At 43.8% G+C, this 26,425-nt stretch carries 23 protein-coding genes; 16 read left to right on the top strand and 7 right to left on the bottom strand.

Annotation, left to right across the window (positions count from 1 at the left end; all coding sequences use genetic code 11):
* Positions 1-15: 15 nt before the first annotated feature.
* Positions 16-537 (top strand): methyltransferase family protein, encoded by a 522-nt coding sequence (locus tag HMPREF3093_RS08015; protein ID WP_070756466.1) that lies wholly within the window; start codon positions 16-18, stop codon positions 535-537.
* A 154-nt stretch (positions 538-691) separates the two neighbouring features.
* On the opposite strand, the gene HMPREF3093_RS08010 is transcribed toward HMPREF3093_RS08015, so the two are convergent.
* The gene (locus HMPREF3093_RS08010; RefSeq protein WP_070756465.1) at positions 692-1,552 is read right to left on the bottom strand and encodes a helix-turn-helix domain-containing protein; all 861 of its coding nucleotides are present in this window, start codon (positions 1,550-1,552) and stop codon (positions 692-694) included.
* A 124-nt stretch (positions 1,553-1,676) separates the two neighbouring features.
* Between HMPREF3093_RS08010 and HMPREF3093_RS08005 the strand changes: the two genes are divergently transcribed.
* Entirely contained in the window at positions 1,677-3,263 is a 1,587-nt protein-coding gene (locus HMPREF3093_RS08005; protein ID WP_070756464.1) for an ATP-binding cassette domain-containing protein, read from the top strand.
* A gap of 52 nt (positions 3,264-3,315) precedes the next feature.
* Here HMPREF3093_RS08005 and HMPREF3093_RS08000 read toward each other — a convergent pair whose 3' ends face one another.
* Entirely contained in the window at positions 3,316-3,963 is a 648-nt protein-coding gene (locus tag HMPREF3093_RS08000) for a metal-binding protein ZinT (protein ID WP_070756463.1), read from the bottom strand.
* Between the two features lie 220 nt (positions 3,964-4,183).
* Between HMPREF3093_RS08000 and rnpA the strand changes: the two genes are divergently transcribed.
* The 7 genes from rnpA to treR all read left to right on the top strand — a co-directional run bounded on the left by rnpA (position 4,184) and on the right by treR (position 11,713).
* Positions 4,184-4,531: a ribonuclease P protein component gene (gene rnpA / locus HMPREF3093_RS07995; protein ID WP_070756462.1), complete on the top strand. Its 348-nt coding sequence runs from the start codon at positions 4,184-4,186 to the stop codon at positions 4,529-4,531.
* A gap of 9 nt (positions 4,532-4,540) precedes the next feature.
* Positions 4,541-5,362 (top strand): YidC/Oxa1 family membrane protein insertase, encoded by an 822-nt coding sequence (locus tag HMPREF3093_RS07990; protein WP_070756461.1) that lies wholly within the window; start codon positions 4,541-4,543, stop codon positions 5,360-5,362.
* Between the two features lie 27 nt (positions 5,363-5,389).
* Entirely contained in the window at positions 5,390-6,205 is an 816-nt protein-coding gene (jag, locus tag HMPREF3093_RS07985) for an RNA-binding cell elongation regulator Jag/EloR (protein ID WP_070756460.1), read from the top strand.
* A gap of 178 nt (positions 6,206-6,383) precedes the next feature.
* Positions 6,384-7,898, top strand: a complete 1,515-nt coding sequence (treP, locus tag HMPREF3093_RS07980; protein ID WP_070756459.1) for a PTS system trehalose-specific EIIBC component — start codon at positions 6,384-6,386, stop codon at positions 7,896-7,898.
* Between the two features lie 50 nt (positions 7,899-7,948).
* Positions 7,949-9,610, top strand: coding sequence for an alpha,alpha-phosphotrehalase (gene treC, locus HMPREF3093_RS07975; protein WP_070756458.1), 1,662 nt, complete (start codon positions 7,949-7,951; stop codon positions 9,608-9,610).
* A 212-nt stretch (positions 9,611-9,822) separates the two neighbouring features.
* Positions 9,823-10,917: a GerMN domain-containing protein gene (locus tag HMPREF3093_RS07970; protein WP_180363291.1), complete on the top strand. Its 1,095-nt coding sequence runs from the start codon at positions 9,823-9,825 to the stop codon at positions 10,915-10,917.
* A 76-nt stretch (positions 10,918-10,993) separates the two neighbouring features.
* Entirely contained in the window at positions 10,994-11,713 is a 720-nt protein-coding gene (gene treR / locus HMPREF3093_RS07965) for a trehalose operon repressor (protein WP_070756456.1), read from the top strand.
* Between the two features lie 81 nt (positions 11,714-11,794).
* Here the strand turns inward: treR and mnmG are convergent, their stop codons facing one another.
* From mnmG to mnmE, 3 genes are read right to left on the bottom strand one after another with little or no spacing between them, the layout of a single operon-like run.
* Positions 11,795-13,711 carry a tRNA uridine-5-carboxymethylaminomethyl(34) synthesis enzyme MnmG gene (gene mnmG / locus HMPREF3093_RS07960; RefSeq protein WP_070756455.1) on the bottom strand — a complete coding sequence of 639 codons (1,917 nt, stop codon included), beginning with the start codon at positions 13,709-13,711 and terminating at the stop codon, positions 11,795-11,797.
* Between the two features lie 20 nt (positions 13,712-13,731).
* Positions 13,732-14,208 (bottom strand): NUDIX hydrolase, encoded by a 477-nt coding sequence (locus HMPREF3093_RS07955; protein WP_070756454.1) that lies wholly within the window; start codon positions 14,206-14,208, stop codon positions 13,732-13,734.
* 12 nt (positions 14,209-14,220) lie between these two features.
* Positions 14,221-15,603, bottom strand: a complete 1,383-nt coding sequence (gene mnmE / locus HMPREF3093_RS07950; RefSeq protein ID WP_070756453.1) for a tRNA uridine-5-carboxymethylaminomethyl(34) synthesis GTPase MnmE — start codon at positions 15,601-15,603, stop codon at positions 14,221-14,223.
* A 205-nt stretch (positions 15,604-15,808) separates the two neighbouring features.
* On the opposite strand from mnmE, the gene dnaB reads away from it, so the two are divergent.
* Positions 15,809-17,200 (top strand): replicative DNA helicase, encoded by a 1,392-nt coding sequence (gene dnaB, locus HMPREF3093_RS07945; RefSeq protein WP_257244569.1) that lies wholly within the window; start codon positions 15,809-15,811, stop codon positions 17,198-17,200.
* An 88-nt stretch (positions 17,201-17,288) separates the two neighbouring features.
* On the opposite strand, the gene HMPREF3093_RS07940 is transcribed toward dnaB, so the two are convergent.
* Entirely contained in the window at positions 17,289-18,746 is a 1,458-nt protein-coding gene (locus tag HMPREF3093_RS07940) for an alpha-amylase (RefSeq protein WP_070756451.1), read from the bottom strand.
* Positions 18,747-18,932: 186 nt separating this feature from the next.
* On the bottom strand, positions 18,933-20,045 hold the full coding sequence (locus HMPREF3093_RS07935) for an ABC transporter ATP-binding protein (protein ID WP_070756450.1): 1,113 nt from the start codon (positions 20,043-20,045) through the stop codon (positions 18,933-18,935).
* A gap of 234 nt (positions 20,046-20,279) precedes the next feature.
* Between HMPREF3093_RS07935 and HMPREF3093_RS07930 the strand changes: the two genes are divergently transcribed.
* The 6 genes from HMPREF3093_RS07930 (at position 20,280) to HMPREF3093_RS07905 (ending at position 26,425) form a co-directional block, all read left to right on the top strand.
* Positions 20,280-20,846, top strand: a complete 567-nt coding sequence (locus tag HMPREF3093_RS07930; RefSeq protein ID WP_070756449.1) for a dCTP deaminase/dUTPase family protein — start codon at positions 20,280-20,282, stop codon at positions 20,844-20,846.
* A 36-nt stretch (positions 20,847-20,882) separates the two neighbouring features.
* Complete coding sequence (gene radA / locus HMPREF3093_RS07925; RefSeq protein WP_070756448.1) at positions 20,883-22,271, top strand: DNA repair protein RadA; 1,389 nt, start codon at positions 20,883-20,885, stop codon at positions 22,269-22,271.
* Positions 22,272-22,313: 42 nt separating this feature from the next.
* Positions 22,314-23,432: a PIN/TRAM domain-containing protein gene (locus tag HMPREF3093_RS07920; RefSeq protein ID WP_070756447.1), complete on the top strand. Its 1,119-nt coding sequence runs from the start codon at positions 22,314-22,316 to the stop codon at positions 23,430-23,432.
* A 16-nt stretch (positions 23,433-23,448) separates the two neighbouring features.
* Positions 23,449-24,921: a glutamate--tRNA ligase gene (gltX, locus tag HMPREF3093_RS07915; RefSeq protein ID WP_070756446.1), complete on the top strand. Its 1,473-nt coding sequence runs from the start codon at positions 23,449-23,451 to the stop codon at positions 24,919-24,921.
* Between the two features lie 86 nt (positions 24,922-25,007).
* Positions 25,008-25,760: a DUF4336 domain-containing protein gene (locus HMPREF3093_RS07910; protein WP_143227694.1), complete on the top strand. Its 753-nt coding sequence runs from the start codon at positions 25,008-25,010 to the stop codon at positions 25,758-25,760.
* An 11-nt stretch (positions 25,761-25,771) separates the two neighbouring features.
* Positions 25,772-26,425: a uracil-DNA glycosylase gene (locus HMPREF3093_RS07905; protein WP_070756444.1), complete on the top strand. Its 654-nt coding sequence runs from the start codon at positions 25,772-25,774 to the stop codon at positions 26,423-26,425.

The following is a 26,425-nucleotide window of genomic DNA, read 5'->3' as shown; positions in this document are numbered from 1 at the left end:
TGAGGAGAGATGATAATGGCTGGGATTTGGCTTTTGTTGCTATTCTTAATAGTAAGATTCGGATTATTAGCAATCATAAAGAGGGAAGCGATACAGCGAGCTGCATATTTTGCTCCACTACAAAAATCAGAAAAAATAGCATATTACATTTATCAGGTGTCCAATATTGGATTGTTCATATGCTTAATAGTCTCATCAGTAAAAATTGAGGATTCACTTTTATTTTATTGCGGAACTGTCTTTTTTATAGTAGGTATCCTATTATGTGCAATTTCTCTTGTATGCTTCGCATTGCCAGATATTAATGGGTTAAATATTAACGGTATTTATAAATTTTCAAGAAATCCGATGTATGTGGCCTATTTTATTTGTTTCTTAGGAATGTCTTTCTTAACACAGTCTGTACCAATGTTGATAATAGTCTTAATCTTCCAGATTTCGGCACATTGGATTATTCTCTCTGAAGAAAGATGGTGTCTAGCAAAGTTTGGAAAAAGCTACAAGGACTACATGAAAAGAGTCCGGCGCTATATTTAAATAATTCTGAGTTACTTAACTTAATTTAAAAATCACTTATCTATTCATTGTGATTTCTAGTCTCACCTAATAGATTGGAAGGAGGAAACCACAGTGAAGATTCGAGTGAAGTTAGAATTAGAAATTGGGTAATGAATAAAAGCTGTGAATGCTATCATTCACAGCTTTTGTTTTCTTCATAGAATTTCCGAAATTGATGACTAGTCTCCTCGAGCCCATATAGACTAAGAGAATCAATGATGCGTTCAATTTTATCTACATGTAAAGAGTGTGGAGTAGCTCGATAGGCTAATAGTTCTTGGTAAAATAGCGCATGTATTTTTTCTGGAAGATTTTCGTATAAAGTAACTTCTTTATTTATGATTGTTAGACAGTAGCGAGCTAATTCATCTTCATTCTCTCTGATACAAGTATAAATTAAATTGTTTAGAATTGCTAATATCATCATTCGTTGTTTACTTGTATAAGCATCAAGATTTTTTCGAAGTATAGAAAAAATCATTTGACGGTTAGCTTCTAGGTCATATAAATCCATAATATTAGTATATAAAGATAATTTATAGCTATCCCAGTTTTCAGCGTTGAAAAGCTTATCTTGCAGAAAATGTTTGGTATTTTCTGCAACCATGGATATATCATCGTTTAAGTCGGCCAGATAAACATCAACAATTGCCGTAAGTAAATCTTTTTCAAGTTGATTAAGACTATTATCACCTTGAAATTGACTTTTCAACTGAATTAGATTTTGACTTTGATAGCGTGTATAGTATTGAAGAATTTGATGCTGCGCACGATCAAAACCAAGTGAATCGCTTGAAATATTAACAGATCTTACAAATTTCGTGATATCAATGCCATGTGTATTAAGAATATTAAATAAATCTTCAGCTGAAATACGGTGGATACCTTTTTCTACCTTCGAGTAAAACGAAGGAGTCACGATACCGACGGACATTTCTTCCATTGTTAGGCCTAATTTTTTACGATAATAATATAGAGCTTCACCAATTTCCATCTGTAATTCCCCTTTATGTCGTATACGACATTTTTATCTATGATTATAGTTTAAGCGATAGAATTAATAATGTAAATGTGAAACAAAATAGAAATTTGACATAAAGAGAAAGTAGGGAATATAAATGAAACAGCTCATCAAACATTTTTGGAAGGAAAATCTCCTAATGCTAGTCATCTTGTTAGGTAATGCGCTCGCGCTAACGGCGACTAGCTTGATGCAAATTTTTATTTTAGATGCGCTTATTAGCTTAAATCTTATCAATTTTTTGCAGACGATGGGCTATTTATTGATGGCCTATTTGATAATGCTAGGAATGACTTACTTAAAAATAAGATATCAGAGCAAATTAATTCAGCAGCAAACAACCTTTCTACGGGTTAAAGTACTGAAAAAAATTAGCCAAATTAGCTATGAAGATTTCAAGTCTAAGGAATCTCAATCATATGTTTCTTGGTTCACCAATGATATGGACTTAATCGAAAAACAGTCTTTGGTTCCCCTGTATGCCTTGATAGGAGGAATTATTAATGCCATTACATCTGGAATTGCTCTCCTAACTATGCATTGGTCTTTAATTGTTTTAACGGCGAGTCTGGTTCTTGTATTACTTTTTATCCCCAAATTATTTTCTAGGAGGATGGAAGGTACCACTCGTCAAGTGGCTCAAGCAAATGAGGAATTCATACAGAAGATTGGTAACTATTTAATGGCCTATGATACAATTTTTTCTTATCGAAAGTTTTCTTATATTATCAAGAGGACAGAACAGGCATCAGATCATCTGGCTCAAGAAAAAAATAATTATCAGAAAGAAATTGGTTGGGTGACTGTGATAAGCGGTCTAGGAAATATATTGAGTCAGTTCTCTCTTTATGCTTTGACTGGTTATTTAGCAGTTCAACAAATCGTTACAATTGGTTCTTTATCAGCAACTGCTTCTTTAGCGGGTGATATTTTTAATACAGTAAGTAACATTAGCCAGTATCTTGCCATTATCAAGAGTAGCAAGCCTATTTTCGATAAATTTGAGGCATTAGAACCAGCTCATTATATTTCTCAAAATCTAACACCTATAGACGAATTAAGCCTAGAAAATATTAGTTTTGCCTATCAAGAGAATCCATTATTTACTGGTTTATCATATCGGTTTAAGATGGGAGGAAAATACGCCATTATTGGAAATAGTGGTTCAGGTAAATCTACTTTGTTGAACCTATTAGCAGGTAAAAATAGGCACTATCAAGGGACTATACGCTATGGAGAAAATAGTATTTTAGATGTAGATTATGATTCACTTTATGAAAATATGATTTATATTAATCAGCACGATAGTCAAATTGAGGGTACTATTTTAGAAAATTTGACTTTTGGAGAAGAATTATCGGTCGACTACATATATAAAATTTTAGAGGCTCTTGATTTAAAACAAGTAATCTCTCAGCTTCCAGACGGATTAAATACAAAGATAGGTGACAAAGGCAGTCTATTATCTGGCGGACAACTCCAACGACTTTCTATTGCCCGTGCCCTTTTACATGATAAACCTATTCTTTTATTGGATGAAAGTACATCTGGATTAGACCAAGAAACTATGCTAAAAATAGAAAATTTACTTATCCAACAAAAACATAAAACGCTTATCATGGTTACACATCACTTACATCCAGAAATCCTTCAACAGCTTGATGGAGTTCTTCAACTAACTTAAAAAATAAACTAGGCTACGAGATTTATTAATCTCGTAGCCTAGTTTTATAATATTAATGGTGGGCAATCATTTCATCGATGATTTCATAGACATCAAGATCGCTTGGGTAGTAGGTTGGCCAATTTTCCATTTCTTCCAATAATTTTTCGTGGTCTTGGTCACCAGCAAAGATATGGAAGTGTTCGGCTTTGGTAGGCCCAATCTCATGGTCAGAGAATTGAATGTGTTTAGGTGCTCCTTGGCTGTCACCTTCGGCTGTGAAGAGGTAGCGGACACCTTTCTTACCGGATTTATAGGTCAGAATCTTATAGCCATCGTAGCGGTAGGTTGCCGTGCTAGCTTGGTCACCTTTATAGAAGGTAATTTTGCCGCTATCGCCGTCAATCACGATTCGAGTGACATCTGTCTTGTAACCCGCTAGGTAGTATTCCTTATATTCTTCGAAAGTCTTGGTTGCGCCTTCTGCCTTAGACTTGTAGCGCATGACCATATCCAGTTCTCCGCTTTCCATATAAGGATAGACAGATTGCCAGTCACCACTGTAGTCGCTTAAGGTTCGGTCAGAGACTTGACTGTCTTCAAAAACACCTTTCTGATGCGGTTTTACTTCATGGTGGGAATGGTTACCGTGGGCAAAAACAGAGACGGGGCTCACTGCTAGTGCAAAGAGACTCAGTAATAAAAATAAAGTACGTTTCATATTCTTCTCCTTTATAAAAGTAATGGTTACTTTTTATAGTATAAAGGATGAGATCATAAAAAGCAACCATTACGTTTTATAAACTTAAGTAAATAGGCATAAGCTTACAAAAGATGAAAAGAAAAACCGCTCCAAAACACAATTATAGATGTAAAAGCTTGCAAAATACGGTATAATAGTGGAGAAATACTTTGCACCTGAGGCAGAATAAGGAGAGACCATGAAGAAAGCTTATCGAATCAAGAAAGAACGTGAATTTCAACATGTCTATCACCATGCCCAGACTTACGCCAACCGGCAGTTAGTGCTTTATGTCTATCCGAAACCTGAACAAGCACATTTTCGCGTCGGATTATCGGTTGGAAAACGTATCGGGAATGCTGTCATGCGCAATAAGGTCAAACGTTATCTCCGTCAATCCTTGCAGGATTTAGAGCATGAGATCCCCCACGACTATGATTATCTTCTCATTGCTCGACCTGATATTAAAGACAAGGATCAGGCTACGGTGCGTCAATCCTTGCGTCATGTCATGACCGTTGCAAAGTTATTATCATCCCATTCATAGGAGGTTTCAATGAAAAATTTATCGCGATGGATGAAAGCAGCCATGCTTTTGGCCTTGCCAATCTTCTTAGCGGGTTGCGGTGCCACATCAAATGTCGATGCCAACAGTAGTGGTGTCTGGGATGGCTACATCATCTACCCCCTCTCTCAATTCATTATTTGGTTATCCAATTTACTGGGAGGCAGTTACGGCTTAGGTATTATTCTCTTTACCATTATTATTTTGGTCGCATTAACCCCTCTGACCAAGATGCAGATGGATTCGCAATTCCAAATGGCTGAAATCCAACCTGAAATTGAAGAACTGAAAAAACAATTCCCTAACCGAGATCGTGCGTCCATGGAAGCCCTCCAGCAGGCTCAACAGGATTTGATGAAAGAACGCGGTGTTAACCAATTTGCAGGATGTTTACCGCTTCTCATTCAATTGCCAGTCATGTTCGCTCTCTATCAGGTAATTGCTCGAACTGAAGTTTTACGGGATGGCCACTTCCTCTGGTTAGCCTTGGGTAAGGCAGATCCATACTTCATCTTACCAATCTTAGCAGCAGTCTTAACTTGGTATAGCTCATACTTAACAGTCAAGGCTAATCCTATCCAAAATGGCGCCAGCAAAGCCATGACTTATGTGGCACCTGCCATGATTCTCTTGGTATCCTTCAACTTCCCAGCAGCGGTTACTCTCTACTGGGTGGTATCCAATGCGGTACGGGTTGTCCAAACCTTTATCTTCTATAATCCATACAAGATTATTGCCCAAAGAGAAGCAAAACGCCAAGAAGAAAAAGCCCGTCAGCGTCGTTTACGTAAAGCGCTGAAGAAGGTTAAATAGTTAGTATAGGTAAAGGAGCGTTCTTTTATGTTAGATAACAGTGTTACGATTAAAGCACCTAGCGTGGAACAAGCAGTCAAAATCGGCTTATCAAAACTTAATATCACTGAAGATCAAGCGGTGGTAACTGTCATTAATGAAGGTAAGAAGGGTCTCTTCGGCTTTGGTAAACAAGATGCCATTGTTGAAATTAGTGCCAAAACTAAAATCTCGCTCAACGACTTAGCTGAAGAAACCACAGAAGTTGAAGAAGTGGCAGCAACTGTAGCTCTTGAAAGCCAAACAGTTGCTGAGCCAACTGTGCCAAGCCAAGAAGTGAGTCCACTTATTGAAGAAGCTGCTCTTGTGGAAGAAACAGAAGAAGTGGTTGAGTCCGAAGAAAAAACCGAAGGTTCAGTTAGCCTCGAAGCAGTGGCACGTTACCTTGAAGATGTCATTAAGGCTTTTGGCGCTGAAGCAAAGGTTAGTGTAGAAGCAAGTTCCCGCGAAGTACATTTCAATATTGAAACAGACAAATCTGGTTTGATTATCGGGAAGCACGGTAAAATCATTGATGCCTTGCAATCCTTGGCTCAAGTGATGGTTCACCGTGGTCATCATCGTCGCGTAGCAGTTCTGCTTAATGTGGGTGACTACCGCGATCGTCGCGCAGGCATCTTAGAAAGTATTGCGGATCGTACGGCACGCCAAGTCCTTAAGACTAAGCAAGCGGTGATTTTAGATCCTCTACCAGCTTTCGAGCGTAAGCAAATTCACTCTCATCTCAGTCAAATCGAACATGTTAAGACCCATTCTGAAGGGGTTGAACCTAACCGATATTTAGTGGTTGAGTATGAAAACTAAATGAAAATAATAAAGTAAAATCAGCTGTAATTGACTCATAAGTCAGTTACAGCTGATTTATTATGGAAGTATGTTTTCACAATAAGAAAACTCTTACAAAAAAGGGTTGCATTCACTGTGATAAGTGATACAATGAAATTATAAATTTGTACAGACAAGTTTAAAAGGAGGAAAAAGGATGTCAAACTTCAAACAAGATGCGACGCAATTATTGTCCTTAATTGGTGGCAAGGAAAACATCTCAGCAGTGACCCACTGTGCAACACGGATGCGTTTTGCCTTGGTTGACCCTAGTCAGGCAGATGTTAAGGCAATCGAGGCGCTACCATCTGTCAAAGGTAGCTTTACTCAAGCGGGCCAATTCCAGGTCATTATTGGTAATGCGGTCTCTGAATTCTACAAAGAATTCCAAGCGGTCTCTGGTGTAGGTGAGGCTAGTAAGGATCAAGTCAAGGCTGCTGCTAAGAAGAACCAAAGTCTCTTACAGCAAGTTATGACCACTATGGCAGAGATCTTCGCCCCAATTATTCCAGCCATTATCGTAGGTGGCTTGATTTTAGGTTTTCGTAACATCCTAGGAAATGTGCCACTTGAATTTTTAGGACAGAAATTTGTGCATGGACAAGCACAATTTAATCCAGATGGCACTATACTCTATAACACAATTGTCAATGTTTCCAAGTTTTGGAGTGGGGTTAATGACTTTTTATGGTTACCGGGTGAAGCAATCTTCCACTTCTTACCGGTAGGAATTGTCTGGTCGGTTACACGTAAGATGGGGACAACTCAAATTCTGGGGATTGTCCTTGGGATTACCCTTGTATCACCAAAACTGTTAACTAGTGCTTACGATTATGTTCAGGCATCAAAAGACCATACACTTAAATTCTGGGACTTTGGATTCTTTAAACTTAATGCTATTGGTTATCAAGCTCAAGTAATTCCGGCTATTTTAGCAGGTTTGGCTCTATCTTATCTTGAAATCTTCTGGCGTAAAGTGGTGCCTGAAGTTCTGTCCATGATTCTAGTGCCATTCTTAGCCCTAGTTCCTGCAGTAATCTTGGCTCATACAGTTTTAGGTCCAATTGGTTGGACAATTGGTGACTGGATTTCACAGGTTGTTAGAGCAGGTTTGACCGGCACTTTCTCTTGGCTCTTTGGTGCTATTTTTGGTGCCTTCTATGCGCCGCTTGTTATCACCGGTCTTCATCACATGACTAACGCGATTGACTCAGAACTCATCGCTCGTTTCAATGGGACAGGTCTTTGGCCAATGATTGCCCTCTCTAACATTGCACAAGGTTCCGCTGTTTTAGCTGTCTGGTGGTTGACACGCAAAGATGAAGAGCAAAACCAAATTACAGTGCCGTCCACTATTTCATGTTACTTAGGGGTTACTGAGCCAGCCCTCTTTGGGGTTAACCTAAAGTATCTCTATCCATTTCTTGCCGGCATGATTGGCTCTAGTATTGCGGGTTTGATTGCAACGACTTATAAGGTTACATCTAACGCTATTGGAGTCGGGGGGTTACCAGGATTTCTCGCAATTCAACCGGGATCTATGGCTATGTTCTTTGTCTGCATGGCAGTCGCTTTAGTGGTCCCATTCGTTGTAACACTCTTCTTCAATCGTCAATTCAAGTTTTTGGAAAACAAGGCTCTTGACTTTGATATTCCATTCTTTAACAAGTAAAGGCTATGGGGCTAGGATAATTATCTTAGCCCTTTTGAAAGGAGGTTCTTATGCGTTTATCGAAAAAGGTTGTCTATCAACTCTATCCTAAATCCTTCAAAGATACGACAGGGAATGGGATGGGGGACCTACGTGGTATCATCGAAAAACTAGACTACTTAGCGGGTCTAGGTATTGATTTAATATGGTTGAACCCTTTTTACCCTTCCCCACAACATGATAATGGCTACGACATTTCGGATTATTGTGCCATTGACCCGGCCTTTGGGACTATGGCAGATTTTGAAGAGTTAGTGGCGGAAGCTGGCAAACGAGATATTGGACTCATGCTCGACATGGTCTTAAACCATGTCTCGACAGAACATGAATGGTTCAAAAAAGCCTTGGCTGGGGATCCTAAGTATCAAGCTTACTTCTATTTAAGACCTGCTAAGGCTGACGGTAGTTTGCCAACCAACTGGGAGTCTAAGTTTGGCGGACCTGCCTGGGAAAGGTTTGGCAAGACTGACTTATATTATTTACATCTTTATGATGTGACGCAGGCAGATTTAGATTGGCACAATCCTCAGGTTCGGCAAGAACTCCACCAAGTGGTGAATTTTTGGCGTCAAAAAGGGGTAAAGGGTTTCCGATTCGATGTTTTGAATGTTATTGGCAAGTCAGAAGAATTGGTTGATAGCCAAGCTCCTGGTTCTAGTCAGGAGAAGTCCCTCTATACAGATACGCCTATTGTGCATACTTGGATTCGGGAATTGAACCAAGCTACTTTTGGGCAGGATCAAGAAATCGTCACAGTTGGGGAGATGTCTTCTACTACAATTGAAAATGGGATTAGCTATACTAACCCTAAAGATCAAGAACTGTCTATGATTTTCTCCTTCCATCATCTCAAAGTTGACTATGAGAATGGGGAAAAATGGTCCAATCCAGCTTTTGATTTCATAGAGCTTAAGCGCATTTTAGATGAGTGGCAAACAGGCATGTCTGACGGACAGGGATGGAATGCCCTCTTCTTCAATAATCATGACCAACCTCGATCTAACAACCGTTTTGGAGATGTGGTAAATTATCCTTATCAAACCCAAACCTTGCTTGCAACAGTTACCCATTTATTGCGTGGGACGCCTTATATTTATCAGGGTGAAGAAATTGGCATGACTAACCCAGGCTACCAAGAATTGACTCAATACAATGATGTAGAGACACACAATAACTATCAAATCATGAGGGATAAGGGTTATTCCCATGAAAAAGCCATGACCATCATTCAGGCTAAATCCCGCGACAACAGTCGCACACCTATGCAATGGGATGGGACAACCCATGCAGGCTTTACCAAGGCTACGCCATGGCTAGAAGTTGCATCTAACTATCCCACTATTAATGTTGAGAAGGAATTGGCGGAAGGTAAGATTTATACCTATTATCAAGAGCTCATTCGCTTGCGCAAGGACTATGATGTGATTTCAGATGGGACTTACAGCGGTTTATTCTTGGATCACCCTAGTATTATGGGCTTTGTAAGAGAGTATGAGGGTCAACAATTACTAGTTCTAGGACATTTTTATGACGGAAATGTAGAAATTGAATTACCTCAGGCCTTTCGTGGTCGAACAGCGACTAAGTTGATTGGCAATGGACCAGTCCAATATGCTGATAGATTGACTTTAGGAGCTTATGAAGCTGTTGCTTTCTTATTTGAAACAGAATAAGCTAAGTGTTAAAGGACAAATTCCCAGGGATTTGTCCTTTTTATCTGCCAGGTGGTATTAGATAGAAATGAAGAATGGTAAAATCCTTTCTAGCATGGTAAAATAAGACGAATATGCTAGAGAAAAACATAAAAGAAAGGGGCAGCAGCATGAAAAGAGGGATTCTTCTTGTTGGATTTGTATTGCTATTAAGTGCTTGCAAGCAAGAACCTATGATTCACATTAGTCCAGATGTTCAGGCATCAATAGACAAGAAAGCTGCTGACCGCCAAGGGACAGCAACGAACGAATCGTCTGAAACTAGCTCTACTGTTGCAGAGAACACAGGAGAATTCGACACGTCATCATGGCACAAAGCACCGGATGGAACACAATATGAGATAAGTCATTATGCGCCTAATGGTATCAATCAACTTAAAGAGTTTGATACGCGTGATGGTTTACAAATAGTGTACACAGATTATGTAGACACTAACCGTCAACTATGGCAAGTGCGGACCCTCTTACCTAATGGTCGGGCCAACGTGTCAGTTTATCAGCTAACCAAGGAAGGCTGGCAGATATCTTGGCAAGCCCAGGATACTTTGGATACTAGCAACCATCTAGAACAAATTAGTCACACCCACCGTATCCCTTATTTGATGGCTCCCCTTCAAGTGGGAACGATGTGGCAAGATAGCCAAGGAAGTCGTTCCACTATTACTAATCTCTACCAATCAGCCACAATAGGTTCTAGCAATTATGAAGATGTTATTGAGGTAACGACCTTTCAATCTGATCAAGAGTTACATACCTACTATGCCAAGAATCAAGGTTTGATTATGTCTAGTCAGAAAGCCATCAATAGTGGTGGGGAAAATATTACGCTCACACTTAAGGCTAACCAGCATCAGGTTAGCATCACGCAACCTATCAATATAGCCAAGCCAAGTAATCAGATGAATCCAATTTTGACTAAGGGGACGGGGCACTTAACTTGGCAGACTAATCAGAATCCAGGTAAAACTTTTACAGAATTGTTCCGCAAAGAAGGATGGATTAATTCATCTGTTGAAGTCAAAGATATAAAAATTGAATCGCAAACTGCCCTCGTAGACTTCACTCCTGGTATCGTGGCAGCCATGAATCAGCATACAGCACGAGAAACGGCTGTTTTACCGGCTATTGTCCAAACAATCGCTGATTATTATGGGGTCAAACAGGTCAAGCTGACAGTAGGCGGACTTATTTTAACGCCAGATACCTTGCCAATGCCTGATAATGGTATTTGGGAAGTAAATCCGAACTGGTTAGGGACAAATCCTTAAAAAAATGCGAAAAAAAACTGGATAAACTCTTTCACAAAGTAACAGATTATGCTAGAATACGTATCGAGGTGTAAAAATGAATAAATTTGAAAGAGTCTATCTAGACATCAAGCAAAAAATTGAAAATGGGACCTACCCCATTGGTGAACTAATCCCTACAGAACATGAACTAGCAGAAACCTATGATGTATCCCGTGAAACTATCCGTAAAGCACAAAAACTCCTATTGGAAAATGGCTTTATTCATAAGAAACAAGGTCGTGGTTCTACCGTTTTAGACTTTAACCGTTTTGTCTTTCCATTTTCGGGTTTGGTCAGTTTCAAAGAGTTACAAGCTGATCAAAATATGAAAGCTGAAACCCGGGTAATCCGTAATGAAATCGTGAAGGCGCCAGACTTTCTTATTGGTAAAGAAGGCGTGACTGAGAATGAACGCTTTATTTACTTATTGCGTACGCGGATTATCGCTGGCGAAGTCATGATTATTGATGAAGACTGGTTCCGTTGCAGCGTGGTGCCATCTATCCCAAGCCGCGTGGCTAAAAACTCCGTCTATGAGTACCTAGAAGGTCAGTTAGACTTAGATATTAGCTATGCTACCAAGGATATGCGAGCTGAGATTGTTTCTGAGCTAGGCTTGGAACTCATGAAGTTAACACCTATGGACTATGTCATTAAGACAGACAGCTTTGTTTACTTGGAAGACACTACCTTCTTCCAATACAGTATTTCTCATACGCGACTGGAGAAGTTTCACTTCCAAGAATTCGCACGTCGTAGACACTCAATTAAATAATGAAAAAAGAGACAGGATTTATGCCCTGTCTTTTTACTATATTATATAGAAGAAAAAAAGCCCCTGAAAGGGGCTTTTCTTTTAGTCTTGAGATGGACGATCTTGTAGGCGAGCAATCTTGCCTTGTTGGATGTAGACTGACAAGATGGCAATGTCTGCTGGGTTAACACCACTGACCCGACTAGCTTGTGCAAGAGTAGTCGGCTGAATTAATTTTAGGCGGTCACGCGCCTCGTTAGCCAAATTCAAGATAGCGTCGTAGTCAATATCTTCAGGAATGCGTTTTTCTTCCATGGCCTTGACTTTTTCGACTTTTTCGATGGCCTTTTGGATATAGCCTTCATACTTGATTTGAATTTCAACTTGTTCAGCTTCTTGGCGTTCCAATAGGCCCTCTGGCCGAGGAATAAGCGTCACTAAATCTAAGTAGCGAATCTCTGGTCTCTTGAGCAGATTGAAAGCGCTGATTCCGTCTAAGAGGGACGAAGAGCCTACACGCTCAAAGAGTTCCTGAAGGCCGGGCGTCTTAGGCGTCAAGGTGATTTTCTTCAAGCGTTTGATTTCAGCGTCAACCAGAGCTTTCTTAGCTAGATAGGCTTCATAGCGTTGGTCATCGACCAAGCCAATTTGGTGGCCAATTTCCGTCAGACGCAAATCAGCATTATCGTGGCGTAGCAAGAGACGATACTCTGCCCGGGAAGTTAAGAGACGATAAGGCTCTGTGGTTCCTTTAGTAACTAAGTCGTCAATCATGACGCCAATATAGCCGTCACTCCGTTTGATGATGAGTGGGTCTTGCCCTTGGACTTGACGAGCTGCGTTAATGCCAGCAATAAGGCCTTGGCCAGCCGCTTCTTCGTAGCCACTAGTTCCGTTCATTTGGCCTGCCGTATAGAGGCCACGTACTAATTTGGTTTCTAAGCTAGCACGCAATTGATGCGGGATGACCACGTCGTACTCAATAGCGTATCCTGGTCGCATGAGTTTAGCATTTTCCAGACCCGCTACAGAATGTAGCATCTGAAGTTGTACATCTTCAGGCATAGAGGTGGATAGGCCTTGAATATACATCTCATCGGTCGTTAGACCTTCTGGTTCAACGAAAATTTGATGGCGAGGCTTATCGCTGAAGCGCACAATCTTGTCTTCGATAGAAGGACAATAACGTGCCCCTACCCCTTCCACGATGCCGGTAAACATAGGCGCGCGATGCAGGTTAGCCTTGATAACTTCATGGGTATCTTGGCTGGTATGGGTCAGCCAACAAGGGACGAAGTCAGGTCGGTAGTCAGCATCTGGCGTTAGGAAGGAAAAATGGTTGGGTTGGCTATCACCAGGTTGAATCTCCATGGCGTCATAGTTAATGCTAGATTTATGGATACGCATAGGTGTTCCAGTTTTGAAACGGGCTAACTCAAAGCCCAGTTCCAAAAGGTGTTCAGAGAGTTTCTGGGATGGGAGGGTATTGTTGGGGCCAGATGAATACTTAAGTTCACCAATGATGATTTGGCCGCGTGAAGAGGTCCCAGCAGTTAAGACAACGGCATCCGCACTATAGCGGGCGCCAGTCGAAGTGACAACGCCACGGACTTGCCCTTCTTCTACTACTAGGAGGTCAACTAGGCCTTGTTTAAGGTCTAGGTTAGGGCAGGCTTCAATGGTTTGTTTCATAGCGGTCGCATAGGCATGTTTATCCGCTTGGGCACGTAAGGCTTGGACGGCTGGTCCCTTCCCAGTGTTGAGCATGCGCATTTGGATGTAGGTCTTATCAATATTGCGGCCCATTTCGCCACCGAGGGCATCGATTTCGCGAACGACAACACCCTTGGCAGGCCCTCCTACAGAAGGGTTACAGGGCATAAAGGCTACCATTTCTAAGCTAATGGTTAAGAGCAGGGTGCGACAGCCCATACGAGCTGCCGCCAATGCGGCTTCTGAACCGGCATGGCCAGCGCCGACAACAATGACTTCATAGTGGCCAGCAGAGAATTCTTGCATGGTTTTGACTCCTTTGTAGTTTATGGATGATTATAAAAAATAACTTCGTGATCAAGTAGTCGATTATCAGGGGAATAGCTGAATTTGGCTGAAAAGAAGGGTTTCTGCTCTAAAATCCAAGTTAAGAAAATATGATCCCCTTCCCAACTAGGCCGGCTAAGGACTTGGTCGTAGGGTACCCACTCTAGGGTACCTTCATTGCAGTCAATGACTTGGCCCTCAAAATGACGGGCTCGAAAGACATAAGTGTACCAGTCATGGCCAGGCGTAAATTCCGGGAAGACGATAATGCCCACTAATTGCGGCTGATGGAGGGTCAGGCCGGTTTCTTCCTTGGATTCGCGAATAACGCATTCCTCTGGGCTTTCACCGGCTTCTAATTTGCCGCCGACGCCAATCCATTTGCCTTCATGGACATCATTGGGCTTCTTGTTGCGGTGGAGCAATAGCAGAGAGTGGCCATTGTCGATATAACAGATAGTGGCGAGTTTTGGCATGATGTATCCTCCTTATTTACCTAAGCAGAATTGGCTAAAGAGCTTGGTTAAGAGCTCATCTTGAACACTGTCACCAGTGATTTCGCCCAGGGCATCCCAGGCACGGCTATAGTCTATCTGAATGAGATCCACTGGTAGGCTCATGGCACAAGACTGGATGACTTCATCTAAACTGGCTAAGGCTTGGTTGAGCAGATGGGTGTGGCGACTGTTCAAGAGATAGTTGAGGTCGGTAGACTGGAGATTACCGGATAAGAAGCGTGCTGAAATAGCATCTTCAAGGGCGGTTAAGCCGTCCTCAGTTAGGACAGAGGTTTTAATAATGTCCGAATCATCTTGCAGATAACTTGCTAAGTCTTCAATGGTCCATTGGTTAGGTAAATCTTGCTTATTTAAGAGGATGATGCGGGCCTTATTTTGTGTCAGCTCTAAAAGTTCTAAATCCATTGGATCTAGGGCTTGGGCCTGATTCAAAATAAGGAGAATCAGGTCTGCCGATTCGATCATGGCGCGGCTCTTTTCTACCCCGATTTGCTCGACTACTTCATCCGTATGGCGAATACCGGCCGTATCGATAATATGGAGGGGGACACCTTTAATAGAAATATATTCTTCGATGGTGTCACGAGTGGTGCCTGCAATATCGGTGACAATGGCTTTATCTTCGCCAATTAAGTAATTAAGAAGACTGGATTTACCAACATTAGGACGGCCAATGATAGCAGTTTTAATCCCTTCACGGAAAAGCTTGCCTTGGGTGGCCTGGCGTAAAATCGCGCGGACTTCGCTTTGCACCAATTCTGCTGTGGAGGCCAGTTGCTGGAGAGAAAGTTCCTCAACATCATCGTATTCTGGATAATCGATGGTGACTTCGACCTGGGCCAAGGTGTTAAGCATGGTGTCGCGTAGCTGACGAATTTTGTGTTTGAGGCTACCTTGAAGCTGGCTCATAGCTACATCTTTGGCACGACTAGTCTTGGCGCTGATTAAATCCATGATGGCTTCAGCCTGAGATAGGTCAATCCGGCCATTGAGGAAGGCGCGCTGGGTAAATTCCCCGGCTTCAGCTAGGCGAGCTCCTTGGGCTAAGCAAGCATTGAGGATGGATTGGATGGCAACAATCCCGCCGTGGCCGTTGATTTCGACGACATCTTCTGTCGTATAAGAACGTGGGGCTTTCATGACGCTGGTCATGACTTCATCCAAGACTTGGCCTGACTGGGGATCTTGGATATGGCCATAGTGAATGGTGTGACTAGCCACTTGGCTGAGGTCCTTTTCTGGAAAGAGTCGGTTGGCGATGGCGATGGCTTCTGGTCCAGACAGGCGGACTAGGCCGATAGCGCCCTCGCCTAGGGCAGTTGAGATGGCGACAATGGTATCTTGGGTGTACATGGCGGGCTCCTTTCTCTTGTCACAAAAAAAGTGCCTAGACTACCCCCTTGGATATGGCCAGTTGGGGTAGTAAGCACTTTGACTGCTACTATCAATTCATCTGTATTATATAGAATTTAAGGGGATTTTGCAAGGGTATATCGCCCTACTTGAAAAGGGCTAAGACATTTAGTAAACTACATATGAGTAGAAAGAAGGGAACCTAGTGACAGAATTAAATCTTAATGAGCAACGAATAATGCCTCATAATATTGAAGCTGAACGTGCGGTGCTAGGTGCTTTATTCCTAGATCCACGTAAAATCGGGACCGTCCAAGCCATTATAAGTGAAGATGACTTCTATAAACGATCCCACCAATTGATTTTTAATGCCGTTGATGTGGTCTTCGACCGTAACGGGGCCTTGGACTTCGTCATGGTGGTCAACCAACTGGAAGCCTATGATGCCCTAGAAAATGCGGGAGGCGCCAGCTATCTGGCAGAATTAATCGAAGCGACACCAACGGCAGAACACGTGGAGTATTATGCCAATATTGTCAAACAAAAATCGACCTTGCGACGTCTGATTGCGGCCACCACAACCATTAGTTCGGAAGCCTATGATGAGTCTGATAGCGTTGAAAATATTGTAGATCGCAGTGAGAAGCTGATTCTCTCAATCGGGGAAGGTAGCCAGGTTAATAAGCCAAAAGAAATGCGCCACCTAGTGGTGGAAGCCTATGACCGTGTAGTTAAGCTTTCGGAAGAAAAACGCGACATTACGGGGCTAGCTACGGGCTATCATGATTTGGACAAGATGACTTCAGGCTTCCAAGGAGATCAGTTAATTATTATCGCCGCCCGTCCTTCCGTAGGTAAGACGGCCTTTGCCCTCAATATTGCCCAGAACGTTGCCACTAAATCCAAGGTGCCGGTTGCCATCTTCTCCCTAGAAATGGGGGCGATTGACTTAGTCTATCGGATGGTCTGCGCAGAGGGAAATATCTTTGCATCCAACATGAAGACGGGTCAACTAACCGAAGATGAGTGGTCTAGCTTTACCATTGCGACCGATACCCTAAAGAATGCTAAGATTTTTATCGATGATTCGGCGGGGATTAAGGTCTCCGAAATTCGGGCTAAATGTCGCCGACTCAAGCAGGAAAATCCTGACTTGGGCTTGATTGTCATCGACTACCTGCAATTGATCGAAGGAAACGGCCGTGAGAACCGCCAACAAGAAGTTTCTGAGATTTCACGCCAACTCAAAAAAATAGCCAAGGAATTGCATGTGCCAGTTATTGCCTTGTCCCAGCTCTCACGGGGCTTGGAACAGCGGCAAAACAAGCGGCCAATTTTAAGTGATATCCGGGAATCCGGGTCTATTGAGCAAGATGCGGATATTGTGGCCTTCCTCTATCGTCACGATTATCACCGTCATGACGAGCCGGGCGATGAGCCAGACCATGATGATTCCTTGCCAGATAATACGATTGAAGTGATTCTAGCCAAGAACCGGTCAGGGGCCCGGGACACCGTCAACTTACTCTTTAAGAAAGAGTATAACAAGTTTTCTAACTTGTCTTATCGCCCAGAAGATCAAGTAAATTATCAATAAAAAATAAGGCTGAGACTCAAGTTTCAGCCTTTTGATTTCCCATTATATCATATATGATATAATGGGAAATTTATCTACTATTAATTGCTTAATCAGCTAAAATCCAAGCAGAGACAGAGCCGCCATGAACTGGGAAATCAGCCCAACCGTCTTCTTCGATGGTGATGCTGGCTTCATGGTGTTCTAAGCCATCACGGAAAGTGCGGCCAGCCCATTCAGAACCCAAGAAGAGGCGCTTGCTAGCATCGTCTTTGTTGGAGAGAATAACTGCCAATGGCCGGCCATCATTTTCTTCATTACCAGCCCGAGTCCAAGCAATACAGTTAGGATCATCGAGATAGTCAGTTTCTTGACCATAGGCATGGTAAAGCCGTAGGTTGAGCAATTTATCGATGACTTCCTGGAAGGATTCTTGGGCAAAGTCCCCTTGGATACCCATGTAGTCGCCATAGAAGACACAAGGTAAACCGGATTGGCGCAAGAGAATCATGGCATAAGCCAGAGGCTTGAACCATTCTGCTACGGTCGATTCAAGTGCTTGACCCCGTTGGGTATCGTGGTTATCAACGAAGGTAACCGCCGATTCTGGGTAGTTTTGCATGAGAGTTTGGTCGAAGATCTTACTCAAGTCGTAATCTGCCCCGGCTTGACCGGCATCGAAGAAGTTCTGGTGGAGCTTGACGTCTACTAAGTCATAGTGAAAGTCAGTTTTCTCCAAATATTGGCTATTGGCTTCTTCGTCGCCATTCCAGAATTCACCGAAGACATAGAAATCATCGCCATAGTGTTCGGTTAAGTCCCGGATAAAGTTCTTCATGAAGAAGGAATCGATGTGTTTAACGGCATCTAGGCGGAAGCCGCGAACTCCGGTTGTTTCAATAAACCAATGGGCCCAATCATAGAGATGTTGGACCACTTCCGGATGCTTGAAGTCGATGTCATCATACATAAGATAGTCATAGTTACCGTTCTCGTCGTCAACGAGCGTGTCGTCAGCCCAACCCTTATTATCCCCTTGAATCAGATAAATACCGGATCGGTTACGGCCAGCGTCATAGTCGGTCCCTGTAAAGTGATACCAGTGCCAGGTGAAATCATTGTAGGCTTTCTGGCGACCATCAAAGGTGAAGCAAGTCCAACCTTCAATTTCGAAGGGTTCAGAGATGGCTTCTTGACGATTGTTAGGATTCATCTCAATGACCGTAAAGCGTTCCTTGTGGTCGGCGCCGGCCTTGTGGTTGAGGACGATATCAGCGATGGGGTCAATCCCATTAGCTTTTAAAGTTTCAATCAGAGCGAGATAGTCGTCTTTAGTTCCGTATTTAGTAGGGATGGTCCCCTTCTGGTCGAATTCTCCCAAGTCAAACAAGTCATAGACGCCATAGCCGACGTCGTCTTTGTTGGTGCCTTTGAAGGCAGGTGGGAGCCAGATTTTCCGAATGCCCTTGGCAGCCAATTCTGGAGCTAGTTGGGCAAGTCGATTCCAGTGCTGGTGGTCACTCGGCAGATACCATTCAAAAGCTTGCATTAAAGTCTGGTTTTGCATGGTGCGAGCCTCCTTTTACAATTTGTATGGCTCTATTCTAGGACGATGGCAGACAAAAAGCAACTGATACCGGTCCCTAAATGACGGATGTTAGGGACTTGTCACAGATTTGAGGTGCAATTGTCGTCAGTTAGACGCCAAAACCCTCCTCAGATGAGGAGGGCCGGAGCGGTAGACCAGTTAAGCTTAAGCTTCTTCGCGAATTACTAATTCGGTTTCTGGATCGAAGAAGTGAGCCTTGTTCATGTTGAAACCGAGTTCTACGGTTTCACCTGGGTTGTGGTAGTCACGTGCATCCACACGAGCGATGAATTCAGTGTCCCCAACTTTAGAGTAAAGCATAGTTTCTGCCCCTAATAATTCAGATACGACAACTTCTGAACGAACTACTGATTTTGGATAGGAGTCTAAGAAGATTTGTTCAGATTGAATGTCTTCTGGACGAATACCGAAGATGACTTCCTTGCCTTCGTAACCACGTTCTACTAAGTAACGACGTTGTGGATCTGTTACTTCTAAGGTTAAGTCGTGGCCATTGCTAATCATGCCGTTTTCGAATTTAACTTTGAAGAAGTTCATGGCAGGAGAGCCGATAAAGCCAGCAACGAAGACGTTGTTTGGAGTATCGTAAACTTCTTGTGGGCTACCGATTTGTTGGATAATCCCATCTTTCATGATGACAATCCGGCTAGCCATGGTCATAGCTTCGGTTTGGTCGTGGGTTACGTAGATAGTAGTGGTGTTCAAGCGTTGGTGTAATTTAGCAATTTCAGCACGCATTTGTACACGGAGTTTAGCATCCAAGTTAGAGAGCGGTTCGTCCATGAGGAAGACTTTAGCGTCGCGGACAATGGCACGACCCAAGGCAACACGTTGACGTTGACCACCAGACAAAGCAGCTGGTTTGCGGTCTAAGTATTGAGACAAGCCTAAGATTTCAGCTGCGTTCTCTACACGTTGTTTGATTTCTTCTTTTGGATATTTACGGAGTTTCAACCCGAAAGCCATGTTGTCGAAGACAGTCATGTGTGGGTAGAGGGCGTAGTTTTGGAATACCATGGCGATGTCGCGGTCTTTAGGCGCTACGTCGTTCATGAGGCGGTCGCCAATCCATAATTCCCCTTCAGAAATATCTTCCAAACCGGCAATCATACGTAATGTAGTAGACTTACCACAACCAGAAGGACCAACGAAGACGATGAATTCGCGGTCTGCGATGTCTAAGTTAAAGTCAGTAACGGAATAGAAGTCGGCATTATCATATTTTTTGTGGATGCCTTTTAATTTCATTTCTACCATAGGAAAATTCGCTCCTTATTGATTGATTTTATTGACATCTACAGTGTAATTGAAAACGGTTTACAATTCCATTGACAAACTGCACAAATTTCTTCGGCAGATTGTACAAAAAGTAAAAGGTTTTCTAAAAAGAGCAAGAAAGTGTGATTTTTCAAGCACTTTTATTGCTTTTATTACCCTATTGGCCGGGAAATTTGGTAAAATAGAGATGATTCAGTAGAAAAGGGGTGTCTTATGACCCAGGAAAGAAAACGTGGCTTTGAAGTCATCACTAGCTACCAAGATAAAGCCATCCAACTGCCACAGCGAGCGACCCATCATGCCGCTGGTTATGATTTGGAAGCAGCAGAAACCATTGTAGTTCCGTCCTACTGGCGACAAGTTTTCCGCTATTTAGCCATGGAAATGAAACAATGGATTCATGCCAAACCAACCCAAAAGGAGCCAGCAGAGGATCCACAGCGCTTGTTGAAACCAACCCTTGTGCCTACTGGGCTTAAGGTTTATATGCAGGAAGACGAATACTTACAAATTGTTAACCGCTCTAGTAACCCGCTCAAGCGTTTCTTGCAGGTTCCTAACGGAGTGGGCGTCATTGATGCAGACTACTATAATAATCCTAGCAATGAAGGGCATGTCTATGTTCAACTTAGCAACTTTGGGCTCTTTGACCAAACCATCCAAAAAGGTGAGCGCATTGCCCAAGCCATCTTCTTACCTTTCTTGAAGGCAGATGGCGACCATGGTGGGCAGGCTGCCCGCGAAGGGGGCTTCGGCTCCTCTGGTCATCACCAACAATAGGCTCTAAGGACTAGAGCCAAAGAAAGAAGGAAAGCTATGGCCAAGAAAAAAGTAAGCTACGAATGTATGGCCTGCGGCTACGAATCGGCCAAGTATCTGGGCAAGTGCCCTAACTGTGGCGCTTGGAATCAGATGGAAGAGCAGATTGTCCAATCGACCATTAAGACCGAGAAAAGTCAGTTTAAGGTTTTGACCCAGCGCGGCGAAGGCGCCAACCGGGCTCAACGCCTAGAAGAAATCACCTACAAGGCTGAAACGCGGACTCATACCAATTTCCAAGAGTTCGACCGGGTCTTGGGGGGCGGGGTGGTAGCCGGCAGTTTGGTTCTGATTGGGGGCGATCCTGGGATTGGTAAGTCTACCCTCTTGCTCCAGGTCTCGATTCAACTGGCTAATCTAGGTCAGACCGTCCTCTATGTTTCTGGGGAAGAGAGTCTCTCCCAGATTAAAATGCGGGCGGAACGCCTATCACTCAAGGACAGTCATTTCTATCTCTTATCAGAGACGGACTTAGCAGTTATTGCTGGCGAAGTTCAGCGTATTGCGCCAGATATTTTGATTATTGACTCTATCCAGACCATGCAACTGGCAGATCATACTGGGGTGGCGGGAAGTGTTTCCCAATTGCGGGAAGCTACCGCTATCTTAATGCGGATTGCCAAGGATAATAATATTGCGACCTTTATTGTTGGGCACGTGACCAAGGAGGGCAATATTGCAGGGCCTCGGATGTTGGAACACATGGTGGATACCGTTCTCTACTTTGAGGGCGAGCGCCATAATCGTTTCCGGGTCTTGCGAGCCGTAAAAAACCGGTTTGGCTCCACACATGAGTTAGGGGTCTTTGAAATGCTGGAAGCAGGTTTGGAAGAAGTAACAAACCCTTCGGAGCTCTTCTTGGAAGAGCGTTTGGCTGGCGCGACGGGCTCGACTGTCGTAGCCTCCATTGAAGGGACGCGACCGATTTTGGCGGAAATCCAGTCCCTGATGACTCCAACTGTCTATGGTACAGCCAAACGAACCTCGTCGGGGATTGACTATCAACGCGTGTCACTGCTCTTGGCAGTTATGGAAAAGCACTGCGGTCTGCTGGTGCAAAATCAGGATGCCTTCTTCAAGATTACAGGTGGTGTTAAATTAGACGAGCCGGCCATTGATTTGGCCATTGCGGTCAGCATCGCGTCTAGTTATTGGAATCAGGCCACTAAGATTGAAGATTGCTTTATCGGCGAAATTGGTCTGACGGGAGAAATCCGACGGGTTAGTCAAATCAAAGAGCGTCTCAAGGAAGCTGCCAAACTGGGCTTTAAGCGAGCCTATATTCCCAAAAATAATCTAGCGGGCCTGGATCAGACACTAGCAATCGAAATTGTGCCAGTGGCCACTATCCAGGAAGCCATTCATAAGGTCTTCCCCCGCCAATAGGGGGAGGCCATCATTAAAAAAAATAGGAAAGGAGGAAGGTTTATGTTTAAACGTATTGTCTTAATGGTTTCAGCCATTATCGGACTGAGTTTTGGCGTGTCCTTTGGGGCTTCTATCTGGCCGTGGTTACATTTAACGCAAGTTTTCTTGCAGAACACCTATTTTAACGGTTTATTATTCGCAATTATTTTCGCCCTCTTGGGAAATCTCGCCTCACCTTTGTTAGCTCGTTGGATTCGCAAGACACAAGAAATCTTAAACAAACAAACCACCTCAACCATCTTTTTCGGGACTATTGGTGGGGTTGTCGGTCTGATTATCGGCTATCTCATTTCACTCCCCTTCTCTAATTTGCAAATTCCCTTTATCTCTAACGCCCTGCCTTTGGTTTTATCGGTCATCCTATCCATTGTTGGCTACCAGACTGCAACCAGTCGGCAGGATGAATGGCGGACGATTTTTAGTCGCTCTGCTAGCAAGCGGGAAAAACAGGAAAGCCGTATCTTGGAGCGCAAGGCTGGTGAGAATTTCCACCGCTACAAACTTTTAGATACTAGCGTTATCATTGATGGTCGGATTACCGACATTGCTAAGACCCACTTCTTAGAAGGGGTACTGGTGATTCCTAATTTTGTGCTTAAGGAATTGCAGTTCATTGCGGACTCAGCGGATTCGCTCAAGCGTGCTCGCGGTCGCCGAGGGCTGGATATTCTCAACAGCTTGCAAAAAGAATCACTCATCCCAATCGAATTTTATGATGGGGATTTTGACGATGTGCCAGAGGTTGACAGCAAATTAATCCGTTTGGCAAAATTAATTGATGCAGCCGTCGTCACAAACGATTATAATTTAAATAAGGTCTGTGAATTTCAGAATGTCACCGTCTTTAATATCAACGCCCTGGCCCTAGCAGTCAAACCCGTCGTGATTCCTGGCGAAATCATGGAAGTCACGGTGGTTAAGTCCGGGACCGAGCGTAAACAAGGGGTTGCCTATTTGGATGACGGGACCATGATTGTGGTCGAAGACGGGCAACATTATATGAATGAGCGACTGAAAGTCATTGTCACCAGTGCCCTGCAAACTAGCGCTGGGCGTATGATTTTCGCTAAGCCCGCTCACTCGCAAGATAAAATCGAAACCAAGCAGTCACATTACTAAGGAAAGAGGAAACTACATGACTTCAAAAGTACGTGTGCGTTATGCACCAAGCCCAACAGGAGAATTACATATCGGGAATGCGTGGACTGCGCTCTTCAACTATCTTTTCGCGCGCCACTATGGCGGGGACTTCGTCATTCGGATTGAAGATACCGACTTAAAACGTAACCTGGAGCATGGTGAGAAGAGCCAGCTAGATAACTTAACCTGGTTGGGAATGGACTGGGATGAAGCGCCTAATAAGCCAGGCCAAGTGGGTCCTTACCGTCAGTCAGAGCGTCTGCATATTTACAATCCACTGATTGACCAACTATTGGCAGAAGGCAAGGCCTACAAGTGTTACATGACGGAAGCAGAATTAGAAGCAGAACGTGAAGCCCAACAAGCCCGTGGCGAAATGCCACACTATGGTGGTCAACACGCTCACCTAACTCCTGAAGAAGAAGCCGCCTTTGAAGCAGAAGGTCGTGTGCCAGTTATTCGTTTCCGTGTACCAGAAGATGTGACTTATGAATTTGAAGATTTGGTTAAGGGTCCGATTACCTTCGAATCACGCAGTGTCTCTGGTGACTGGGTTATCCGCAAACGTGACGGCATGCCAACTTATAACTTTGCGGTAACGGTCGACGACCACCTTATGGGCATTACCCACGTACTGCGGGGGGACGACCACATCGCTAATACACCTAAGCAAATGATGATTTATGATGCTTTCGGTTGGGACTACCCACGTTTTGGTCACATGACCTTAATCGTTAATGCTGAGACTCATAAGAAACTCAGCAAACGTGACGGTGCTATCTTGCAATTTATCGAACAATACCGTAACCTGGGCTATTTACCAGAAGCCATCTTCAACTTTATCGCCCTCTTGGGCTGGTCTCCAGTCGGGGAAGAGGAAATTTTTGGTCGTGAGCAGTTAATTGAGCTCTTTGACTATGAACGTTTATCTACCTCACCAGCTTCCTTCGACACCAAGAAATTGGAATGGATTAACAATACCTATATGAAGCAAGCAAGTCTTGAAGAAGTGACGGCACTGGCCTTGCCACATCTGATTGAGGCAGGTCGTGTATCGGCTAATCCATCAGAAGAAGAGTTAGCTTGGGTGACCAAGGTCGTCTCGCTTTTCCACGAACAAATGTCTTACGGGGCAGAAATCGTATCTCTGTCTAGCCTCTTCTTCAACGATAGTTTGACGATTGACGAAGAAAGTCGTGAGGTTTTAGCAGGCGAGCAAGTGCCGACTGTCTTGGCGGCGGTTCGCGAGAAGTTAGCAAACTTAGAAGACTTTGAAGCAGCGAATATTAAAGCTTGCATCAAGGAAGTGCAGAAGGAAACAGGCGCCAAAGGGCGTGGCCTCTTCATGCCAATCCGGATTGCTGTGAGTGGCCAAATGCATGGGCCAGAATTACCTGCATTAATCGAGGTCTTAGGCAAAGAAAAAGTTCTATCCCATATTGACCAAGTAGCAGCGCTCTTGGCATAAAATTCAAGATGACTAAAAGAGGCTGGGGCACTTGCCTCAACCTCTTTTTCTAGTTAAGTCAGATGGATGATTCAAGTTTGGAGGTCGTGAACATGCATATTCCCTTGTATGAACCTTTAAATACGCTCAATCCAATTGGACAAGGAATTTGGATGGTAGATGGTAATCTGATTCAGATGTCAGTTGGTTGCGGGAGCCTGCCCTTTTCGACGCGTATGACAGTGGTCCAATTAGCGGATGGTAGCCTGTGGTGTCACTCACCCATTGCGCCCAATGAGAGCCTGTTTCAAGCCTTAGATTCCTTGGGACCAGTGGCTCATTTGGTATCTCCTAACAAAATTCATTATGCCTACATTCCTGATTGGCAGCGGCGTTACCCTCAAGCTAAGGCTTGGGGTAGTCCAGGTGTTGAAGAGCGGGCTGCAAGTCAGAAAATCGCTCTAAACTTTGATGCGACTTTGGAGAATCGGGCGCCGGAAGATTGGGCGGGCCAACTAGATCAATTAATTTTTTCTGGTAGTCGTGCAGTCGAGGAAGTGGTCTTCTTCCATCGAGCGAGTCAGACCTTGATCGTGACGGACTTAATCGAGAATTTTGAAGTTAACCAGATGCCTCATGCCATACAGCGTGGCTTTTATCGATTTGCGAGGATTGCAGATCCTGATGGCCAGACGCCAATTGATTTTCGGATGAGCTTTCTTGGTCGTCGTGCTCAAGCTAAGGCTTGCATGGATCAAGTCCTCGCCTGGCAGCCGGAGCGAGTCATCATGGCCCACGGCCGGCCTTATTTAGAAAATGGAACAGCAGAATTAAAGCGCGCTTGGCGCTGGATACAGTAAGGAGAGTGGACATGGAACATTCTACTTGGCATCAAGCCATTAAGGAAGAACTACCAACGGGTTATTTCAGTCAAATTAACCGTTTTATGGATCAAGTTTATAGCCAAGGAAGAATCTATCCGCCGCGTGACCGAGTCTTTAATGCCATCCAAATGACTCCCCTAGAGGATGTCAAGGTGGTTATTCTGGGGCAAGATCCCTACCATGGGCCAGGTCAGGCACAAGGATTAAGCTTTTCTGTACCTAATGATTTGCCTGCTCCCCCTTCCCTTCAGAATATTCTCAAAGAATTAGCGGATGACATTGGCGTCAAGCCCAATCATGACTTATCGGCCTGGGCCCAACAAGGCGTCTTGCTGCTAAATACCTGTTTGACCGTTCCAGCAGGTATGGCTAACGGCCATGCAGGTCAGATTTGGGAGCCATTTACCGACGCCATCATTCGGGTCGTCAATCAACAGGAGCAGCCGGTTGTCTTCATTTTGTGGGGAGCCTATGCTCGCAAGAAAAAAGCTTTGATTACCGCTAGCCAGCACTTGGTGATTGAATCAGCGCACCCTAGTCCCCTATCTGCTTATCGCGGTTTCTTTGGCAGTCGACCTTTTTCACGAGCCAATGCCTTTTTAGAGGCGCAGGGTCAGACCCCAATTAATTGGCTTAGCTAG

Source organism: Abiotrophia sp. HMSC24B09 (assembly GCF_001815865.1).
Classification (GTDB): Bacteria; Bacillota; Bacilli; order Lactobacillales; family Aerococcaceae; genus Abiotrophia.
The sequence above is the reverse complement of the archived record's forward strand: the minus strand, read 5'-3'. Positions and strand labels throughout refer to the sequence as shown.

Excerpts from the sequence above, each read along its gene's own strand:
- treC (WP_070756458.1), top strand. The coding sequence starts at position 7,949 with ATGCGTTTATCGAAAAAGGTTGTCTATCAACTCTATCCTAAATCCTTC.
- HMPREF3093_RS07935 (WP_070756450.1), bottom strand. The coding sequence starts at position 20,045 with ATGGTAGAAATGAAATTAAAAGGCATCCACAAAAAATATGATAATGCC.
- treR (WP_070756456.1), top strand. The coding sequence starts at position 10,994 with ATGAATAAATTTGAAAGAGTCTATCTAGACATCAAGCAAAAAATTGAA.
- jag (WP_070756460.1), top strand. The coding sequence starts at position 5,390 with ATGTTAGATAACAGTGTTACGATTAAAGCACCTAGCGTGGAACAAGCA.
- HMPREF3093_RS07940 (WP_070756451.1), bottom strand. The coding sequence starts at position 18,746 with ATGCAAAACCAGACTTTAATGCAAGCTTTTGAATGGTATCTGCCGAGT.
- radA (WP_070756448.1), top strand. The coding sequence starts at position 20,883 with ATGGCCAAGAAAAAAGTAAGCTACGAATGTATGGCCTGCGGCTACGAA.
- HMPREF3093_RS08010 (WP_070756465.1), bottom strand. The coding sequence starts at position 1,552 with ATGGAAATTGGTGAAGCTCTATATTATTATCGTAAAAAATTAGGCCTA.
- HMPREF3093_RS07920 (WP_070756447.1), top strand. The coding sequence starts at position 22,314 with ATGTTTAAACGTATTGTCTTAATGGTTTCAGCCATTATCGGACTGAGT.
- HMPREF3093_RS08005 (WP_070756464.1), top strand. The coding sequence starts at position 1,677 with ATGAAACAGCTCATCAAACATTTTTGGAAGGAAAATCTCCTAATGCTA.
- gltX (WP_070756446.1), top strand. The coding sequence starts at position 23,449 with ATGACTTCAAAAGTACGTGTGCGTTATGCACCAAGCCCAACAGGAGAA.
- rnpA (WP_070756462.1), top strand. The coding sequence starts at position 4,184 with ATGAAGAAAGCTTATCGAATCAAGAAAGAACGTGAATTTCAACATGTC.
- treP (WP_070756459.1), top strand. The coding sequence starts at position 6,384 with ATGTCAAACTTCAAACAAGATGCGACGCAATTATTGTCCTTAATTGGT.
- mnmE (WP_070756453.1), bottom strand. The coding sequence starts at position 15,603 with ATGTACACCCAAGATACCATTGTCGCCATCTCAACTGCCCTAGGCGAG.
- HMPREF3093_RS07930 (WP_070756449.1), top strand. The coding sequence starts at position 20,280 with ATGACCCAGGAAAGAAAACGTGGCTTTGAAGTCATCACTAGCTACCAA.
- HMPREF3093_RS07990 (WP_070756461.1), top strand. The coding sequence starts at position 4,541 with ATGAAAAATTTATCGCGATGGATGAAAGCAGCCATGCTTTTGGCCTTG.
- mnmG (WP_070756455.1), bottom strand. The coding sequence starts at position 13,711 with ATGCAAGAATTCTCTGCTGGCCACTATGAAGTCATTGTTGTCGGCGCT.
- HMPREF3093_RS08000 (WP_070756463.1), bottom strand. The coding sequence starts at position 3,963 with ATGAAACGTACTTTATTTTTATTACTGAGTCTCTTTGCACTAGCAGTG.
- HMPREF3093_RS08015 (WP_070756466.1), top strand. The coding sequence starts at position 16 with ATGGCTGGGATTTGGCTTTTGTTGCTATTCTTAATAGTAAGATTCGGA.
- HMPREF3093_RS07905 (WP_070756444.1), top strand. The coding sequence starts at position 25,772 with ATGGAACATTCTACTTGGCATCAAGCCATTAAGGAAGAACTACCAACG.
- HMPREF3093_RS07970 (WP_180363291.1), top strand. The coding sequence starts at position 9,823 with ATGATTCACATTAGTCCAGATGTTCAGGCATCAATAGACAAGAAAGCT.
- HMPREF3093_RS07955 (WP_070756454.1), bottom strand. The coding sequence starts at position 14,208 with ATGCCAAAACTCGCCACTATCTGTTATATCGACAATGGCCACTCTCTG.